The organism is Campylobacter concisus, from assembly GCF_015679985.1.
In the GTDB taxonomy this organism is placed as follows: Bacteria; Campylobacterota; Campylobacteria; order Campylobacterales; family Campylobacteraceae; genus Campylobacter_A; species Campylobacter_A concisus_AC.
The window spans coordinates 173,264-191,442 of record NZ_CP049239.1 but is presented as its reverse complement, the minus strand read 5'-3'; the positions used below and the strand labels follow the sequence as shown (position 1 = coordinate 191,442).

At 38.4% G+C, this 18,179-nt stretch carries 16 protein-coding genes and 11 tRNA genes; 15 read left to right on the top strand and 12 right to left on the bottom strand.

What is annotated here, in order from left to right:
* The first annotated feature begins 82 nt into the window (after positions 1 to 82).
* Genes G5B98_RS00970 through G5B98_RS00900 form a run of 15 tightly spaced genes read left to right on the top strand, consistent with a single transcriptional unit; the run spans position 83 to position 15,895 of the window.
* Positions 83 to 472, top strand: a complete 390-nt coding sequence (locus tag G5B98_RS00970) for an NAD(P)H-quinone oxidoreductase subunit 3 (RefSeq protein ID WP_021090439.1) — start codon at positions 83 to 85, stop codon at positions 470 to 472.
* Positions 454 to 966 (top strand): NuoB/complex I 20 kDa subunit family protein, encoded by a 513-nt coding sequence (locus tag G5B98_RS00965; protein ID WP_012001120.1) that lies wholly within the window; start codon positions 454 to 456, stop codon positions 964 to 966. The genes G5B98_RS00970 and G5B98_RS00965 overlap by 19 nt, the downstream gene beginning before the upstream one ends.
* Positions 963 to 1,727 carry an NADH-quinone oxidoreductase subunit C gene (locus tag G5B98_RS00960; protein WP_196086908.1) on the top strand — a complete coding sequence of 255 codons (765 nt, stop codon included), beginning with the start codon at positions 963 to 965 and terminating at the stop codon, positions 1,725 to 1,727. The genes G5B98_RS00965 and G5B98_RS00960 overlap by 4 nt, the downstream gene beginning before the upstream one ends.
* A complete protein-coding gene (gene nuoD / locus G5B98_RS00955) occupies positions 1,724 to 2,953 on the top strand; it encodes an NADH dehydrogenase (quinone) subunit D (RefSeq protein ID WP_196086907.1) in 1,230 nt (409 codons plus the stop codon). Before G5B98_RS00960 ends, nuoD begins: the two co-directional genes overlap by 4 nt.
* A complete protein-coding gene (locus G5B98_RS00950) occupies positions 2,950 to 3,180 on the top strand; it encodes an NADH-ubiquinone oxidoreductase subunit E family protein (RefSeq protein WP_072593998.1) in 231 nt (76 codons plus the stop codon). The genes nuoD and G5B98_RS00950 overlap by 4 nt, the downstream gene beginning before the upstream one ends.
* Complete coding sequence (locus G5B98_RS00945; RefSeq protein ID WP_196086906.1) at positions 3,177 to 3,887, top strand: hypothetical protein; 711 nt, start codon at positions 3,177 to 3,179, stop codon at positions 3,885 to 3,887. The genes G5B98_RS00950 and G5B98_RS00945 overlap by 4 nt, the downstream gene beginning before the upstream one ends.
* Positions 3,884 to 6,184, top strand: coding sequence for an NADH-quinone oxidoreductase subunit G (locus G5B98_RS00940; protein WP_196086905.1), 2,301 nt, complete (start codon positions 3,884 to 3,886; stop codon positions 6,182 to 6,184). The genes G5B98_RS00945 and G5B98_RS00940 overlap by 4 nt, the downstream gene beginning before the upstream one ends.
* Positions 6,177 to 7,172: an NADH-quinone oxidoreductase subunit NuoH gene (gene nuoH, locus G5B98_RS00935; protein ID WP_084041825.1), complete on the top strand. Its 996-nt coding sequence runs from the start codon at positions 6,177 to 6,179 to the stop codon at positions 7,170 to 7,172. Before G5B98_RS00940 ends, nuoH begins: the two co-directional genes overlap by 8 nt.
* Before the next feature lie 8 nt (positions 7,173 to 7,180).
* Positions 7,181 to 7,798, top strand: a complete 618-nt coding sequence (nuoI, locus tag G5B98_RS00930; protein WP_196086904.1) for an NADH-quinone oxidoreductase subunit NuoI — start codon at positions 7,181 to 7,183, stop codon at positions 7,796 to 7,798.
* 23 nt (positions 7,799 to 7,821) lie between these two features.
* A complete protein-coding gene (locus tag G5B98_RS00925; protein ID WP_196086903.1) occupies positions 7,822 to 8,358 on the top strand; it encodes an NADH-quinone oxidoreductase subunit J in 537 nt (178 codons plus the stop codon).
* Complete coding sequence (gene nuoK, locus G5B98_RS00920; protein ID WP_196086902.1) at positions 8,355 to 8,657, top strand: NADH-quinone oxidoreductase subunit NuoK; 303 nt, start codon at positions 8,355 to 8,357, stop codon at positions 8,655 to 8,657. Before G5B98_RS00925 ends, nuoK begins: the two co-directional genes overlap by 4 nt.
* Positions 8,658 to 8,660: 3 nt before the next feature.
* Positions 8,661 to 10,499: an NADH-quinone oxidoreductase subunit L gene (gene nuoL / locus G5B98_RS00915; RefSeq protein WP_196086901.1), complete on the top strand. Its 1,839-nt coding sequence runs from the start codon at positions 8,661 to 8,663 to the stop codon at positions 10,497 to 10,499.
* Positions 10,499 to 12,010 carry an NADH-quinone oxidoreductase subunit M gene (locus G5B98_RS00910; protein WP_196086900.1) on the top strand — a complete coding sequence of 504 codons (1,512 nt, stop codon included), beginning with the start codon at positions 10,499 to 10,501 and terminating at the stop codon, positions 12,008 to 12,010. The genes nuoL and G5B98_RS00910 overlap by 1 nt, the downstream gene beginning before the upstream one ends.
* Positions 12,007 to 13,497: an NADH-quinone oxidoreductase subunit NuoN gene (nuoN, locus tag G5B98_RS00905; protein ID WP_196086899.1), complete on the top strand. Its 1,491-nt coding sequence runs from the start codon at positions 12,007 to 12,009 to the stop codon at positions 13,495 to 13,497. The genes G5B98_RS00910 and nuoN overlap by 4 nt, the downstream gene beginning before the upstream one ends.
* A gap of 22 nt (positions 13,498 to 13,519) precedes the next feature.
* The gene (locus tag G5B98_RS00900; RefSeq protein WP_196086898.1) at positions 13,520 to 15,895 is read left to right on the top strand and encodes a tetratricopeptide repeat protein; all 2,376 of its coding nucleotides are present in this window, start codon (positions 13,520 to 13,522) and stop codon (positions 15,893 to 15,895) included.
* A gap of 591 nt (positions 15,896 to 16,486) precedes the next feature.
* Here G5B98_RS00900 and G5B98_RS00895 read toward each other — a convergent pair.
* From G5B98_RS00895 to G5B98_RS00840, 12 genes are all read right to left on the bottom strand, one after another.
* Positions 16,487 to 16,561 (bottom strand) — tRNA-Glu (locus tag G5B98_RS00895).
* 8 nt (positions 16,562 to 16,569) lie between these two features.
* Positions 16,570 to 16,645 (bottom strand) — tRNA-Lys (locus tag G5B98_RS00890).
* Positions 16,646 to 16,766: 121 nt separating this feature from the next.
* Positions 16,767 to 16,843, bottom strand: a tRNA-Asp gene (locus tag G5B98_RS00885).
* A gap of 8 nt (positions 16,844 to 16,851) precedes the next feature.
* Positions 16,852 to 16,927, bottom strand: a tRNA-Val gene (locus G5B98_RS00880).
* Positions 16,928 to 16,945: 18 nt separating this feature from the next.
* A tRNA-Glu gene (locus tag G5B98_RS00875) sits at positions 16,946 to 17,021 on the bottom strand.
* 13 nt (positions 17,022 to 17,034) lie between these two features.
* Positions 17,035 to 17,110 (bottom strand) — tRNA-Lys (locus G5B98_RS00870).
* Positions 17,111 to 17,249: 139 nt separating this feature from the next.
* Positions 17,250 to 17,334 (bottom strand) — tRNA-Leu (locus G5B98_RS00865).
* Between the two features lie 14 nt (positions 17,335 to 17,348).
* Positions 17,349 to 17,425, bottom strand: a tRNA-Arg gene (locus tag G5B98_RS00860).
* 15 nt (positions 17,426 to 17,440) lie between these two features.
* Positions 17,441 to 17,517 (bottom strand) — tRNA-Arg (locus tag G5B98_RS00855).
* 6 nt (positions 17,518 to 17,523) lie between these two features.
* Positions 17,524 to 17,600: transfer RNA gene (locus G5B98_RS00850), tRNA-His, on the bottom strand.
* 9 nt (positions 17,601 to 17,609) lie between these two features.
* Positions 17,610 to 17,687: transfer RNA gene (locus G5B98_RS00845), tRNA-Pro, on the bottom strand.
* Positions 17,688 to 17,789: 102 nt separating this feature from the next.
* Entirely contained in the window at positions 17,790 to 18,170 is a 381-nt protein-coding gene (locus tag G5B98_RS00840; RefSeq protein ID WP_196086897.1) for a VOC family protein, read from the bottom strand.
* Positions 18,171 to 18,179 lie beyond the last annotated feature (9 nt).

Genomic DNA, 18,179 nt, shown 5'->3' with positions numbered 1-18,179 from the left:
AATACTCACCCTACTCTTAAGCCGTTTCAAGCTCAAATAAATTTAAATTTAGTAGAATCTTAAAAATTAAAAAAGGCAAAGTATGTCACATTCAGAGCTTGAAAGCACCTATTTTGGTGCATTTATCATACTTTTACTAGCGACTTGTTCATTTTGTTTAATAACATTCTTATCTTCAAAAATAAGCAAAAAACTAGCCAACCGCAATACACAGCGTCTAAAACTTGGCTTTTATGAGTGTGGTCCAACCACCGTAAAACAGCCAAATAAGATAAATATCCACTACTTTTTTTATGGAATTTTATTTATTTTGTTTGATGTTGAAGTCATCTTTATGTATCCGTGGGCGGTGGATTTTAGGCTACTTGGAATTTTTGGACTAATCGAAATGTTGCTTTTTGTGGCGATTTTACTTATCGGCTTTGCTTATGCTTGGCAAAAAGGAGTCTTTAAATGGCAAAGCATCAGATAAACTACGCTGCAAATGGTGGCTTGCCAGTAGTTTTAACAACCGTTGATAAGCTCGTTCAGTGGGGCAGGAGCAACTCGCTTTGGGCTCTTAGCTACGGGCTTGCTTGCTGTGCGATCGAGATGATGGCAAGTGGCGCTAGTAGATATGACTTTGATAGATTTGGCACCATTTTTAGGGCTAGCCCAAGACACTCAGAGGTGATGATCATAGCTGGCACGCTAACTAAAAAACACGCTGAGTTTACAAGGCGTCTTTACGACCAGATGCCTGAGCCAAAGTGGGTTATCTCAATGGGTAGCTGTGCAAACACTGGCGGCATGTTTAACACCTATTCAACCGTTCAAGGTGTCGATAGAATAATACCAGTTGATATCTATATCCCAGGCTGTGCCCCACGTCCAGAGACGCTTCAATACGCACTTATGATGCTTCAAAAAAAGATAAGAAAGCAAAGTGCATTTAGGGCGCAAAAGCCAAGGAAGCTTGAGATATGAGAGAGTATAAGCCAAAGAATGATCTGCAAAAAAAGCAGTATTACAAAGAAAAATTTTACATAGAAAAGCAGACGCCAAAAGATGAGGTAAGAGGTTCTAAATTTGATGAAGAGCTAGCCATCTTAGAGCAAAGCGAAGTAGAAATTTTATCTAGCTACGTGGAGTTTGATCAGCTTGTACTTTATGTAAATTCTAGTGAAAATTTTAAAGCTCTTGAAGTATTAAAATCTTTTGGTTACGAACAGCTTAGCGAGCTTGCAGCACTTGATTTTACAAGTGCAAAAGATGGATATGAGGTCTTTTATCAGCTTCTTAGCATGAGTAAAAATAGACGCGTTCGTGTAAAATGTTTTGTAAAAAAAGATGAAATGCTAAAAAGCGTTTGCGAGCTTTATAAAAGCGCGAACTGGTCTGAGCGCGAGATGTATGATCTAAGCGGCGTTCTCATTAAAGATCATCCAAATTTAAAGCGCCTCATCATGCCTGATGACTGGCACTCGCACCCACTCTTAAAAAGCTATCCGCTAGTTGGCGACGAGGCTGCCAAATGGTACGAGGTGGATAAAATTTTTGGGCGTGAGTCTAGAGAGCAAATCGGCGAAGAGAACCGCGATCCAGCTTATATTGAAGAGAAAGATACCTTTGGATTTTCACGTGTCTTTGATGAAAATGAAGACTACGAGTATCAAGAAGAAGGCGGCGTGAAATTTGTCAAAAAGGCTAAATTTAGTCAGAGCCAAATAGTAAAGGAAAGACCTTGAGCCAGTCACCAAACCGCTTAAAACCATTTTTTGAAAATTTAGAATTTGAGCAAAATGACGGCAAGATGATACTAAATTTTGGACCACAGCACCCAAGCGCTCATGGTCAGTTAAAGCTTGTGCTTGAGCTTGATGGCGAAAAGGTCGTGCGCGCCATGCCAGAGGTTGGCTTCATGCACCGAGGCGTTGAAAAGATGGCTGAAAATATGACCTATCAGGAATTTATCCCAGTGACTGATAGGGTTGATTACATAGCATCGAGTGCCAATAACTACGCATTTTGCGCGGCTGTGGAGAAGCTTTGCGGTATCGAAGTGCCTCACCGTGCGCAGATCATTAGAGTGATGCTTTTGGAGCTAAACCGCATCAGCTCACACCTTTTATTTTTAGCCACGCATGCCCTTGATGTGGGGGCAATGAGCGTCTTTTTATATGCATTTAGAGAGCGCGAATACGTCCTTGATCTAATAGAAAAATACTGCGGCGCAAGGCTAACACATAGCTCGATAAGGATCGGTGGCATGCCGCTTGATATGCCTGATGGCTGGTGCGAGGAGCTGCTTAAATTTTGCGAAAAATTTCCAAGTGACATCACACTTTATGAAGATCTGCTAAGCGAAAATAGAATTTGGCAAGCAAGGCTTGTTGATGTGGGCGTAATTAGCAAAGAGCTAGCCCTTAGTAGCGGCTGCTCTGGCGTCATGCTAAGAGCAAGCGGAGTCGCACGTGATATAAGAAAAGAAGAGCCTTATCTCATCTACGACGAGCTAGACTTTGATGTGCCTTACGCCACCAAAGGCGATTGCTACGCAAGATACCTGCTTTACATGAAAGAGATGCGCGAGTGCGTGAAAATTTTAAAGCAGTGTGTTAGCAAGTATCAAACAAGTAGCCCTGCAATCATCGCTGATGCGCCAGAGTATGTGAGCGCTTCAAAAGAGCAGATAATGAGCCAAAACTACTCGCTAATGCAGCATTTTGTGCTAATAACTCAGGGGCTAAAACCCCCAAAAGGTGAGATTTACTTTGCCAGTGAGTCACCAAAGGGCGAGCTTGGAATTTATATAAACTCAGACGGTAGTGCAAGCCCATATCGCCTAAAAATTCGCACGCCAAGCTTTTGGCACTGCGCCATTTATGAAGATTTATTAGTAGGTCAGTACGTCGCTGATGTCGCTACGATAATTGGTAGCACAAATATCATCTTAGGCGAGGTCGATAGATGAGAAGGGTCGATCTTAGACACTTAAAGAGTGAGTTTTTGAGCGCTCTTGGACAGCAGATAAAGGCTAGCGAGGCTGGCGAAGTGATTATATTTTTATTTGAGATAGGCGATTTTAGTGGCGTGACAAAGGCTGTAAATTTAGCTTATAATCTAAACTGCGAAGTGATGAACTCGCTTAAATTTAACCAAGTTGATTGGGTATTAACCATAAAAAAGGGCAAGATATGAAATTTAATGATTTAATAGCAGGTAAAAGCTTAAGCATCGCAAATTTACTAAGCTTAAGCGACAAAAATTTAGCAAAAAAGATAAAAGAGCACGAGTTTAAATACATCTCTTGCATCGAAGATAACGAGCTTGGCGGCGAAAATTTAATCCGCTGCGAAATAGGCTCAATAAGCTACGTCTTAGCTCTTCTTTGCAAATACGCAAATTTATCTTGCGATGAGTTTTTTAGCGAGCTTGATGATGGGCTGATAAGTGGCGAGTGCAATGTTGGTGAAGAGGAATTTGAAGAGCTTGGCGAGTGGATAAAGGACGTTAAAAACATCATTATTGATGATTCATTTTTTACTCATCCAGATAAAGATGCGATCTTTTGGCTACTTGAAATTTTAGGCAAAAATGTCGTTTTGGCTGGTGGTTGCAAAAAAGAATTTAATGATTATCATAAAATAGACGAGCTAAAAGAGCTTGAAAATTTTGACGGAGCGGTCGTTTATCTAAACAAAAACGCAAGCGATGAGATCGTGGGTGGCGTGCAGTTTGGCATAGTGGCAAAGGCAAAAGATGGCGATATGCTAGAGCTTAAAGCAAAAGATTTTAGCATGAAGGTAAAATTTAAACTAGACCCTTCACTAAAAGGCACAGTTGCGATATTTGGCGCAAAAGAGTTTGATGGATACGCATTTAAACAAGTAGTAGTTAGTAAATGAAAATAAGCATAAATGATCAAATTTTAGAAGCAGATGAAGGCGAGAGCATCCTAAATATCGCAAGAGCAAATGGAATTTATATCCCAGCTCTTTGCTATCTTAGCGGCTGCTCACCAACTCTTGCTTGTAGGCTTTGCATGGTCGAGGCAAATGGCAAAGTAGTTTATAGCTGCAATGCCAAAGCAAAAGAGGATATGCAGATTTATACAAACACGCCAGAAATCGATGCCGAGCGAAATGCAATCATGCAGACTTATTGCGTAAATCATCCGATTCAATGTGGCGTTTGTGATAAAAGCGGCGAATGCGAACTACAAAATTTAACCACGCATCTAAAAGTAAATGAGCAAAAATTTGCCATAACTGACACGCATAAACCACATAAAAAATGGGGGCTAATCAACTACGATCCAGCTCTTTGCATAGTCTGCGAAAGATGTGTCACTGTTTGTAAGGATAGGATCGGAGAGAGTGCACTAAAGACCGTACCAAGGGGCGTTGAAGTGCCAAAAGAGCTAAAAGAGAGTATGCCAAAAGATGCCTACGCAGTTTTTAGTAAGATGCAAAAAAGCCTAATAGGTCCAAGCGTGGGCGAGAGTCTTGACTGCTCATTTTGTGGCGAGTGTATCAGCGTTTGTCCTACTGGAGCACTTATTAGTTCGCATTTTCAATATAGCACAAATATCTGGGAGCTAAACCCTATCCCAGCAGCAAATCCACATCAAAGCGACTGCGAGCTAATTTACTATGACGTAAAAGAAAAGAGCACTAGCGACAGAAGTAAGCAAATTTACCGCGTCAGCAATGATTTTACATTTGGTGAGGTAAGTGGAGCAGCTAGGTTTGGTTATGACTTTCACAACGAGCTTGCCTGTAAAAATGAAGAAAAATTTGAAGAGATTGTTTTAAATATTAAAAATGGCGCGATCAAAAATATAAAATTTAATAGCTTTATCACGAACGAAGAGGCCCTTATTTTAGAGCGTTTAAGAGAGAAATTTGATCTAAATTTAATAAATAATGAGGCGCTAAATTATCAAAAATTTTTAAATAAATTTAGCGAATTTAGTGGGCTTAGCTCATATAATGCAGACTATGAAGATATTAAAAAAAGCGATTTTATCATCACTGCTGGTAGTTTCTTAAGGCATGAGAGTCCAGTGACAAGTTTTAAGTTAAATAACGCTTTAAAAATGAATAAAGCAGCTGGAATTTACTTTCATCACATAGCCGATGAGATCGTTAAAAAATATTCTAAAAATTTTATTTGCGTAACGCATGAAGCTGGGAAATTAGAGCAAATTTTACTTTTTATACTTAAAAATTGGGGTGAAAATTTACCTAGCACACTTACATCAAAGTTTGAAAATTTTGATGAAAATTTTAGCTTAGATATGCCAGCTTTAAGTGAGGGCAAAAGCAAATTTACACTCATTTTAGGAAGCGATTTTTACACGGATGAAAATGCAAATTTACTAGCCGCACTTACTGGAGTGATCGCAAGAGCTACGCCTTTTCGTGTGATGCTAATACCACCACGCACAAACTCACTTGGCGTTGCTAAAATTTGCACTCTTACAAGCGAGAAAAAGCCTGGCAAGACGCTTGGCTACAACGAAAATGGTGATTATAAATTTAGCATTTTTGAAGGCGATATCGATGCTAGCGCACTAAATCAGCAAGAAGGTACATTTACAAGCATAAATAACGCCCTAGTGCCAACAAATGTAGCGATACCGCACAAAGGTTATTTTCTAAACGATATTGCAAACGCGCTTGGACTAATGGCTAAAGATACGATTGATTACACGTTATTTTTGCCAAAAGAAAAGGGTTACAAAGGCATTAAATTTGATGATTTAGAAAATTTTTACGCAAACGACGGCACAAGTCGTAGAGGCTACAAGCTTGAAATTTCAAATTTCACGCCAAATGATGATATAGAGCCACTTTTAAAAGATAGCAAGAGTATAAATTTAAAGAATGATGAAGCTCTAGTTAGCCTTGCAAATCCTATAAATTTGCCATCATTTTTTGCAAACTATGCCACGCAAACAGCCAAAAGAGCAAAGCTTTATGCAAGTAGCGAGTTTATAGCTAAATTTGAAATTTCACAAAACGAAGCGGTTATTTTAGAAAAAGATGGGCGCAAGCTTGCCATTTGCGTGGAGCTTGATAGCGAGCTTGGCGGAGTTGGTGCGTATTTAGGTGATTATGACGATAAGCTTGATGTGGGCGTTATATTTAATGGCAAAAGCTACGCCGCAGTTAAAATTATAAAGGCAAAAGATGAGTGAAACACTATTTTTTGTGCTAAGCACTATCATTAAAGCCGTGGTCATCTTAGCCGTCATGGCAAGCCTTGCAGGGCTTGCAACTTATGCTGAGAGAAAGGTACTAGCCTACATGCAGCGCCGCGTGGGACCTGATATGGTAGGGCCAGCTGGGATTTTGCAGATAGTAGCTGACATGATAAAACTCTTTACAAAAGAGGATATCGTGCCAGCAAATACGAATAAATTTATCTTTTTAATAGCTCCACTAATATCAGCCATTGCCGCATTTGCAGCGCTTGCACCTGTGCCGTTTTTGCCTGAGTTTGAAATTTTTGGACATACATTACGTCCGATTCTCTCAGATATAAATGTTGGTATTTTATACATCGCTGGCGTTGCTTCGGTTTGCGTTTTTTCTCCACTTGCAGCAGGTCTTGCAAGCTACAATAAATTTGCACTAATTAGCGCGGCTCGCGCAGTAGTCTCACTTCTTAGTTTCGAAATAGTCGCTGGCATGGCTCTTTTAAGCGTCGTAATGGTAACTAGCTCACTCTCACTTGTGGATATAAACAACTATCAAAAAGGAATTTTTGGCTGGCTTATATTTAAGCAGCCACTTGCATTTTTACTCTTTTTAATAGCAAGCTTTGTGGAGTGCAATAGAACGCCATTTTGTTTAACAGAAAACGAAACAGAGATAGTAGCAGGCTATGGCACCGAGTATAGCGGCATGAGATGGGCGATGTTTTTCATCGGCGAATACACAAATATGATCGCTGCTAGCATCATTATTACGATTTTATTTTTAGGTGGATTTAACGAATTTTTATTTATCCCAGGCGCTTTGATGATCATCTTAAAATCAAGCATTGTCTTTTTCTTTTTTCTTTGGGTAAGGGCTTCATGGGCACATTTAAGAGTTGATCAGTTAAGTGCATTTTGCTGGAAAATTTTGCTTCCGCTTGGAATTTTAAATATCGTAATCACTGGCTTTATGCTACTAATCTAAGGCGAAAAATGAGTGAGAAAAAATATATTTTAATAGATGAAAAGTTAAAGCCAAAGAGCGCATTTGATAAATTTAAACACTTCATCGCTGTTACATTTAAGCCTGATCTTTTGATCGGACTAAAAGTCACGATAAAGCAGATGCTCTTTAGCAAGTCACATACTTTAAAATATCCTATGCAAAAGATGGAGTTAAATGCTAGATATAGGGGCATTCACAAGCTTTTGAAATTTGTTGAAAGTGAAAATGAACGTTGCATTGGGTGTGGGTTATGTGAGAAAATTTGCGTTAGCAACTGTATTTCGATGAAGACTTCTCTTGGCGATGATGGCCGTAAAAAGGTCGCAAGCTACTCGATAAATTTAAGTAGATGCGTATATTGTGGATTTTGCGCTGATGTTTGTCCTGAGCTTGCGATAGTTTGCGGACAAGAGTACGAAGTTGCTAGCGAGAGCAGGATTATATTTGGCACAAAAGATAAGTTTTTGACAAAGGATAAATTTTTAAAAGATCAAAGCGAGTTTGAAGGATACGGAGCGCTTCCTAAAAATGCTGATAGCTTAATCAAAAAGACGCCAAATGCATTTATAAGCGAAAATGAAAATGAGACAAAAAATGATGAGTAGTATAAATTTTAAAAGGGCAAAAGATGTATGAGAGCTTTGCATTTTATCTTTTTAGTGCCTTGGTTTTAGTTAGTTTCTCTTTTAGCATATTTTGTAAAAACGCACTAAATGCAGTCTCTGCGCTAGCTGCTGGCATGGTCTTTATCTCGGCTATATTTTTCTTACTTGGAGCAGAATTTTTAGGCGTAGTGCAGATAATAGTCTACACAGGTGCTGTGGTCGTTTTATATGCATTTGCAATGATGTTTTTTGATAGTAGCAAAGAGTGTGAGCCAAAAAGTAGCAAAAAAGCAAAGATCACCATCTATCTTTTAAGTAGCTTTATAGCACTTCTTTTGATATTTATATTTTTAGCTCCTCTTTATGGTGCAAAATTTGATGGATTAAGTCCCATTGCTAGTGAGCTTGGCAATATCGAGGCTATTGGAATTTTGCTTTTTAGCAAGTATTTAATTGCTTTTGAGATGTGTGCTGTAATGCTTCTTGTGGCAATGGTTGCTGGCATTATCTTGATACATAAAGACCTAAATACTCAAAATACGCTAGAGGAGATGCTATGATAGGACTTACTCACTACCTCATCTTTGCAAGTCTGCTCTTTGTCATAGGGCTTGTTGGCATAATGAGAAGAAGAAATTTGATCATGCTATTTTTCTCAAGTGAAATTTTACTAAACTCGGCAAATATCGCACTTGCTGCCATTTCAAAATACCACTTTGATCTAACCGGGCAAATAGTTGCATTTTTTATAGTGGCTATCGCTGCTAGCGAGGTCGCCGTGGGGTTAGGGCTACTAGTGCTTTGGTACAAAAAGACTGGCAGCATTAGCCTAGATTCGATGACAAATATGAAAGGCTAAGGGATGACTTTATTTTGCATTTCACTATTTTTCCCGCTTCTTAGCTTTATCGTTTCTGGACTTTTTTCACATAGTAGTAAAAATTTTTTACTTAGTATCTTTTGCTCACTTTTAATGATAATCAGCACAACCGCCTCACTTATGCTAACGGCTAGTCTTGGCATAGATGAACCGCTAAATTTATCACTAAAAGAATTTATAAATTTTGGCAGTCTGGATTTAAATTTTGGCTTCTATCTTGATGCCATTAGCCTTATTATGCTTAGCACCGTTGGTATCGTGGCAAGTATCGTGCATATCTACTCAGTTGGCTATATGAAAGACGATGCGAGCTTTAACCGCTTTTTTAGCTACTTGGGACTCTTTGTCTTTTGCATGAACGTCCTTGTATCAAGCGATAACTTCATAGGCCTTTTCATCGGCTGGGAGGGCGTTGGACTTTGCTCGTGGCTACTCATTGGCTTTTGGTATAAAAGGCCTAGTGCAAACGTCGCTGCAAACGAAGCTTTTGTGATGAACAGAGTGGCTGATCTTGCGATGCTTATTGGCATTTTTTATATATTTTATAGCTTTGGCTCACTTAAATTTAGCGAGGTTTTTAACGCTAGAAGCGACTTCTCTGGGCTAAATTTAGGCATCATCGCCACACTTCTTTTTATAGGCGCCATGGGCAAAAGTGCGCAGTTTCCGTTTCACACTTGGCTTGCAAATGCCATGGAGGGGCCAACTCCAGTCTCAGCACTCATTCACGCTGCAACCATGGTAACAGCTGGCGTTTATCTAGTGATACGCGCAAATTTTATCTTTATAAACGTGCCTGAAGTATCGCACTTTATCGCTTACCTTGGCACATTTGTAGCGATATTTGCGGCTAGCATCGCGCTAGTGCATAATGACCTTAAAAAAATAGTCGCCTACTCGACGCTTTCGCAGCTTGGTTATATGTTCGTAGCTGCTGGCCTTGGCGCTTATAAGATCGCACTTTTTCACCTTGTCACGCACGCATTTTTTAAGTCACTTCTCTTTTTATGTGCTGGCAACGTCATGCACGCGATGAATGATGAGCTAAATATCAAAAAAATGGGCGGACTTTATAAATTTATGAAACCAACTGCACTCCTTTCTATCATCGCAAGCTGTGCGCTAGCTGGATTTTATCCATTTGCTGGCTTTTTCTCTAAAGATAAAATTTTAGAGGTTGCCTTTAGTGAAAATAAATTTTTATGGATCATTTTACTCTTTGGTGCTGTACTTACGGCATTTTATAGCTTTAGGCTTGTTATGCTCGTCTTTTTTACAAAGCCAAAGAGCGAGAAACACGTGCATGAAGCTAAAAACTATATGCTAGCTGGCATGGGCGTACTTGGAATTCTCTCAGTCATAAGTGGCTTTTTTTGGAGCAACTTTAGTGAGTTTTTAGAAAAAAGTTTAAAAGATTTTCCACTAAATTTATCTCACGGTAGTGAAATTTTCTTGCTCGCTTTAACACTTAGCCTAGTGCTAGCAAGTGCTGGCTTTGCTATATTTGCCTATAAAAGAGAAATTTTTAAAGAGAGTGTTTGTGAGAGCAGAATTTATAAAATTTTGCAAAATGCCTACTTTATCCCAAAATTTTACGAGAAATTTTTCATAAATGGCTATACGTTAATTTCACAAATTTGTAAGAAATTTGACGAGATGATAATCGATCGTAGTGTCGATCTAGTCGCAACAGCGCTAAATAAATTTGCATTTTTAGCAAACAAAATGCAAAGTGGCGACTTAAGCATCATGCTTAGATTTATGGTTGCAGGATTTGCCTTGCTTTTAAGCTTTATATTTTTATTAAACGGAGCCAAATAATGCTAAGTGTAATCATATTTTTCCCTGCAATAAGCGCAATGCTAGGCTTCTTGATAGAAAATAAAAGCATAAAATTTTATGGAGCAAGCATCGCTCTCATAGAGCTTTTGCTGGCTATTTTTATCTGCGTAAATGTAGATTTTCAGAGTTATGACTTTGTTCTAACGCATCAAGTCCCGCTCATACCAAGCCTAAACATCAGCTATTTTGTTGGTATAGACACCATTTCGCTAACACTTATCGTACTTAGTGCATTTATGAGCTTCATCTCTATCGTGGCACTTAGTGATGATGGAAATTTAAAGCATCTAATTATTAGCGTGCTATTTTTAGAAACCACGATGATGGGCGTATTTAGCGCGCTTGATATGATCTTGTTTTACAGCTTTTGGGAGCTTAGCCTCATACCGCTACTTTACATCATCGGTGCATTTGGTAGTAAAAATAGAATTTATGCTGCGATTAAATTTTTCATCTATACATTTTTAGGCTCTGTCTTTATGCTAGTGGCGATCATTTTTATAGGCTATTTGTGCTACCAAAAAAGTGGTGCCTTTAGCTTTAGCTTGCTTGACTGGTACAAGCTTGGCATCGGAGAAAATGCTCAAATTTGGCTATTTTTAGCATTTTTCTTCGCTTTTGGCGTGAAAACTCCGCTATTTCCATTTCACACGTGGCTACCTTACGCACACGGACAGGCTCCGACTATCGGCTCGGTGCTGCTTGCTAGCGTGCTTTTAAAGATGGGCACTTACGGCTTTGTGAGATTTTCACTTCCACTTTTTCCAGACGCGAGCCTACTTTTAAGCGGCTTTGTCTGCGTCATAGCTATCATAATGATCATCTACGCAGCCCTTGTTGCCTACGCGCAAAGCGACATAAAACAAGTTATAGCTTATAGCTCAATCTCACACATGGGCGTCATCATACTTGGCATCTTTTCACTAAATTTAATAGGTCTTGGTGGCTCTATATTTTTGATGATAAGCCACGGTATCGTAAGCGGCGTGCTATTTTTACTAGTTGGCATCATCTATGAGAGGGCTCACACAAAAGAAATTTGCGAATTTGGCGGCCTTGCTAAGGTGATGCCAAAGTACGCGCTCATATTTTTTATAGCAACGCTTGCAAGTATCGGCCTTCCACTAACGATCGGTTTTGTGGGTGAGTTTTTGAGCCTTCTTGGCGTCTTTAAGCTAAATAAGTTCTTTGCGCTACTTGGTGGTTTTAGTATCATCGTGGGCGCCGTTTATATGCTAGTACTTTATAAAAGAGTCTTTTTTGGCGAATGCAAGGAGAAAAATTTGAGCCTAAAAGATCTAAATTTCAAAGAACTAGCCACTCTTGTACCACTTTGCTTGCTTATCATCGCCCTTGGTATCGCACCAAATTTGATCCTAAAGCCGCTTGAGCCAAGCGTGCAAAATATCATAAGCAAGATGCAAACTAGAGCTATAAAAAGCGAAACGAAGGATAAAATTTTATCCCTAAATGATAGGAGCAAACTATGAATGAAATAGCCCTTTTAGATATAAAAGAGATATCGCTATCGTCGATCGCTCCGATGCTTAGCATGCTAGTTTTTGCATTTTTTATATTAATTGTTGGAACTATAAGAAAAGATCTCTCAAGAAATTTCTACTGTATTTTTTGCATCATAGCCATATTTGTAAATTTAGGTCTTATATTAGATTTTAATGGTCTTAGCCTTAGCTTTTGGGATATGCTTTTAGTAGATGGAATTTCTATCATCTCGCAAGTCATCATCCTCATCGCCTCAGCCCTTTTCATACCACTCGCACTTAGCACGAAAGAGTATTTTGAGTATAAAATTTACGAGTATTACGCACTATTTTTGTTTATGATCGCTGGATTTTTATTTATGGTGAGCTCAAGCAACCTGCTCATTATATTTTTGGGTCTTGAGATCAGCTCGCTTTGCCTATACACGCTAATAGCCCTTCACAACAAGGCAAAAAGCGTCGAAGCCGCGATAAAGTACTTTGCGATGGGCTCACTTTCGGCTGGCTTTTTTGCGATGGCAATCGCGATGTTTTATCTAGCTACAAACTCTATAGATATCGCCCGTATCGGCGTTGTGATAAAAGATCTTAGCCTAAATCAAAATTTGATCATTTTATTAGGCTGTGTTTTCATTGCCTCGGCTATTGGCTTTAAGCTCTCACTCATACCTTTTCACACATGGATACCAGACGTTTACGAGGGCTCAAATGCCCCACTTGCTGGCTATATGTCGATCGTGCCAAAGGTGGCAGCTTTTATCGTCGCGTTAAGAATTTTTGCGATGCTTGAGGGCTCACAAATTTTGTGGATAAAAGATATGCTCTACATCATCGCCGTGCTTACTATGAGTCTTGCAAATATCATGGCGCTAGTACAAAAGGACGTAAAAAGAATGCTTGCTTTTAGCTCCATAGCTCACGCTGGTGTCGTACTTTGCGCGCTTGTGGCAAATTCTCACGAGGCAAATGCCGCTTTGTTTTTTTACTGGATTATGTTTTTGTTTGCAAATTTGGGCGCATTTTCTATGCTCTGGGTGGCAAGGTGCGACGATGTGGTCTGCTGGGACAAGCGCTTTAAGCATCCATTTGAGAAATTTTCAGGGCTTATAAAAATTTTACCAAGCTACGCAGTTATAATGGGAATTTTTATGATCGCTCTTGCTGGCATTCCGCCTTTTAGCGTATTTTGGGGCAAGATGGTGCTTATCTCATCGCTCATAAAGTCTGATTACGTCGTGCTTAGCGTTATAATTATGATAAATTCTGCCATTGCGATTTATTACTATTTAAAGCTAATCGTCTTTATGTTTTTAAAAGAGCCGATCGTAAAAGATAAAAATCTCTACACTGCAAATATCTCAATGGCGCTAAAAGTAATTGTTGGCATTGCGGTAGCTGGAACTGCCTTTTCGTTTTTATTTTCTGGAGCGATTTTGGAATTTATTGAGCATTTTGTCTTTGCTTCAGGATTTTAGAAAATTTAACTATAATTGCGGCATGAAAAAGCTCTTAATTATTTTATTTTTTCCGCTTTATCTAACCGCTTTTAATCTTAGCCTAAATAGCGGCGCAAATGGTGATAAACCTTATAGCGTTCTTCAGCTAAGCGATGAGCAAGAATTTGAATGCGTGGAGCAAATTTTAGCTTACGATACCAAACGCTATGTCTGTATGCTAGATGATGAAATTTTGCCCAAAATTGAAGATACGACACTGCCATTAATGGATATAAAATATAAAAAGCAAGATGGCAAACTTTTTATCGTCATAATGCCAAAAGCACCGTCAAAACTGCTAAATATAAAAACTGAGCTTTATAGCAGTCAAAACGTACAAGATAGCCCAAAAACAACCATTTCAAAACACTTTAGTATAATCATAGATACTTCGCTCAGCGAAAATAGCAAGAGAAAGTCCGGGCTAAATTTTAAACCTGATTTTAAAGATATGCTAAATCCTAGTATCGGAGCGCTTGATCTTAACAAAGCTCCTATTGCTGGGCTTGATAGTAATGACATTGATATCTACATAAGCATAAAAAGAGCTTATGAAAAGGGCGCTTATGAAAATGTAGTAAAAGATACTCAAGCAGCGATAAAAAGGCATCCAAATAGTCTTTTTTCAAGTGAATTTTTACTATTTCGCCTAAGGGCTCTTGATAAAATTTTTGAGACAAAAAATGAGTTTGAAGAGATCGAGCCAAAAGATATCGTAAGCGAAGGTAGGGCTTGGATCAGAAAATTCCCATCTGATGAAAACTATCCAGAGGTGCTCTACCTAATCGCTAGAGCCTACCTAAAAGATAGCATCGCAAGTGATGCAAAATATATGCTTGATATTTTAAACGAAGAGCATGCAAACTCAAAATTTACGAAACTTGCAGCGCTTGATTATGCTGATTATCTCTACAAAATAGGTAGGCAAAAAGAGGCGCTAAAAGACTATGAAAAAGTACTTTACTCCACAAACGACATCGACCTTGCAAGTAGAGCAGCACTAAGCCTAGCTGATGCAAATATCGATAAAGAAAAATTTGATGAAGCAAAGAAATTTATACTAAAAATCGCAAATGCAAATGAAAAATTTTTTATGAATAACCCAACAAAGTCGATGAATCTTGCAACTACATTTGCAAGTAAAGATATGCCTGATGTGGCTGCTAAAATTTATGAAATTTTGATAAATAATAGCGATAGGACGAAAGATTTTTATGAAGTTGCTTTAAAAAATTTAGCACTAAATCTAGCCAAAACAAAAGATGAGAAAAAAGCATACGAATACTTAAATAGATATGAGACAGAGTTTAAATATGGTGATTATATCGATGAGGTGACTAAAGCAAAAGATGGGTTATTCTTTGAAGAGGAGGATAAAAATGCTACTGCACTTCATGCAAGATATAAAGAGCTAATTGAAAAATATGCTGGAACAAATATTAGTCAAAAGGCTCTAATAAGCGAGCTTGAGCTGGATATTAAAGAGCGTAAATTCTCCGATGCACTATCTTACAAAGCCATGGCAAAAGATGGAAATCTAAGTAAGGCAATGGAGCTGATAAATGAGGCTGCGCTAGAGCTTACAAAAGAGTATTTTATAAAAGATGATTGCACGGCTGTTATAAATTTACTTGAAAACTACGATATAAATAAAATCTCATTACCACAATTTAAGCTCTTTAATTGCTATTACAGAACGGCCCGCTACAACGATGCACTTGAGCTCGCGAAAGCTCATGCAAAAGATGAAAATTTAGAAGATAGGGTCGAGTGGCTGGTAAATTTGAGCAAAATTTTATATAAAAATAAAGACTACGAGCATGCGATCATTGCCGCAAATGACGCGCTTTCACTTGGCTCATCAGTCGAATACTCAGATCCAACACCATCTCTTTTTGACAGGTTTTACTCATTGCTTGCATTAAAACGCTTTACGGAGGCGATCTCAACCATAAGCGCTATCGAGCAGCTAAGAGGCCAAGACTTTAAGATTATCGAAGCATATACAGCTATAAGCGACTACGCGATAAAAAGTAATGACTACGCTATCGCTACAACGTATGCTAAAAAAGCTCTTGAGCTACAAACAAAAGCCAAAATAAATACATTTTCGCCAAAGATAAATTTTAACTACTCAGAAGCATTATTAAAGACAGATAACCTAGGTGAGGCACTTGATGAGGCGAAATTTATACTAAACATGAAGCTTGAACCAGAAGATCGCTTACACGCTTTAAATTTGATAAGTGAAATTTATATAAGACAAAAGCAGTTTAAGTTGGCTAGGCCTTATTTAAACGAGTGCTCTGACTCAAATTTTGTAAGCCCGTATAAAGATGCTTGCAAAGCTAAGCTTGACATGATAGGCAAAAGCTAAAAGCAAAGAAATAGCTTGCTTGCTAAGTTTTATATTTAAGCTTAAATTTTAGCCTTTATTTTTGCTATTTAAGTTGAACTTTTTTACGTATTTAATTATTTTTTTGCATTGCTATCAAATGCTCTTTATATTATAAAAAGAGCTATATTTTATCGCAAGCCCTAATGTGATTTAATGCATGAGCCCTAGTATGATCTTAAAAATTTTAAGTACCTTTCTCATAAATAAAGAGAATTGGCCATTTTATTAAATCAATAATACTAAATGTAGGCTGTTTTACGATTCATAAGCTTAAAAATTAAAAATACTTAATGAGTTTTACCCAATAGATCAAAGCAAAAAAACAACTTGTAACGCTCTGTAATCACGTTTCTATGATGTACTTTTATTATATTTATAAAGATTTTTTAGCTTAATTGCAAATTAGCTTCTAAAATTTATCACTTGCTACACACTAATTAAACAACATTATAAAAATTGGTTTTTACGTTTTTAGTAGCAATTCGCTAAGCAAATAAGTACACATTTTTAAGAAATTTTCTATAAAAATTTCTGTGTAACAAATTAAAAAGAAAAAAGGATTAGAAAAAATGGTGACCCATACGAGACTCGAACTCGTGTTACCAACGTGAGAGGCTGGTGTCCTAACCGCTAGACGAATGGGCCAAAATGGATGGTGCCCCGTGTAGGCCTCGAACCTACGACCCCATCATTAAGAGTGATATGCTCTACCAACTGAGCTAACGAGGCAAGATTAAATAGTAATAATAAACCTTAAAGTGTTATCTTAGAACTTATAATCTTAAAATTTAATTTGACACTCAATAATGGGTGCTTTATTAGACACGACCTTAACCTAAGGTTTAATGGATGGCGCAGCGGACGGGGCTCGAACCCGCGACCTCCGCCGTGACAGGGCGGCATTCTAACCAACTGAACTACCGCTGCACCTAAAATGGTGGTCGCTATAAGACTCGAACTTATGACATCCACCTTGTAAGGGTGGCGCTCTACCAACTGAGCTAAGCGACCTAAAATTTAAAAAATATCTGGCGACCCTTAGAGGATTTGAACCTCTGTTTCTACACAGAGAAAGTAGAGTCCTGAGCCACTAGACGAAAGGGTCATAAACCCAAAAATGGTGTCCTGCGTTGGATTCGAACCAACGGCCCCCTCATTAAAAGTGAGATGCTCTACCGACTGAGCTAGCAAGACATTTGTTTAAAAAAGAATTGAGATTATACAAAAAACATTATTACATGTCAAGAAACAAGAAAAAGTACCTAATACTTTCTATAATAAAGGCTAACTTTAATTTTTAACAACATAAGATTATCTCAAACTATAAAAAGAATGGTGCGGATGAGAGGACTTGAACCTCCACGCCGTGGGGCACCAGATCCTAAGTCTGGCGTGTCTGCCAATTTCACCACATCCGCACAACAATAATAAGTGGTACGCCCATCAGGATTCGAACCTGAGGCCTACGGCTTAGAAGGCCGTTGCTCTATCCAGCTGAGCTATGAGCGCATAAAGTATTTTAAGTGGCGCGCCCGATAGGAGTCGAACCCATAACCTACAGATCCGAAGTCTGTCGCTCTATCCAATTGAGCTACGAGCGCCCAAAATGGGGTGAGTGATGGGAATCGAACCCACGACCCTCAGGACCACAATCTGATGCTCTAACCGACTGAGCTACACTCACCATCTAACATGGTCGGGGTGAAAGGATTCGAACCTTCGGCCCTCTGGTCCCAAACCAGATGCGCTAACCAGACTGCGCTACACCCCGCCTGAGTCGTGTTTGTAAGTTTATGCCACTACCTCATTAAAAAGTCGTATTTTAACTAGATTTTTTTTTAATGTCAATTAAAAAATACTTAAACTAAAAATTTTATATTCTATATGAGCTAAGTTCTATCAAATTTCCATCAAAGTCGTATAAGTACAAGCTCTTTATAGCGCCAAGTGCCCCATTTCGATCTACAATACCAAGCTCAAATTTCACACCCTTTTTAAGCAGCTCTGCACGTACATTTTCTATAAGATCATCAACAACAAAACAAATATCAGTACTGCCTTTTTTGGGATATTTTGCAGATGGCAAAAACTCACCTTCAAATTTATGTAAATTTATCTTTTGTGAGCCAAATTTTAAGGAGATGCGACCATTATTTTTGCAAAGCTGCATCCCTAAAATTTCGCAGTAAAATTTAATCGCTTTTTCTATATCGCTTACTACAATAACAATGTGGTCAATATTTTTTATCTGCATTTTGTTAAA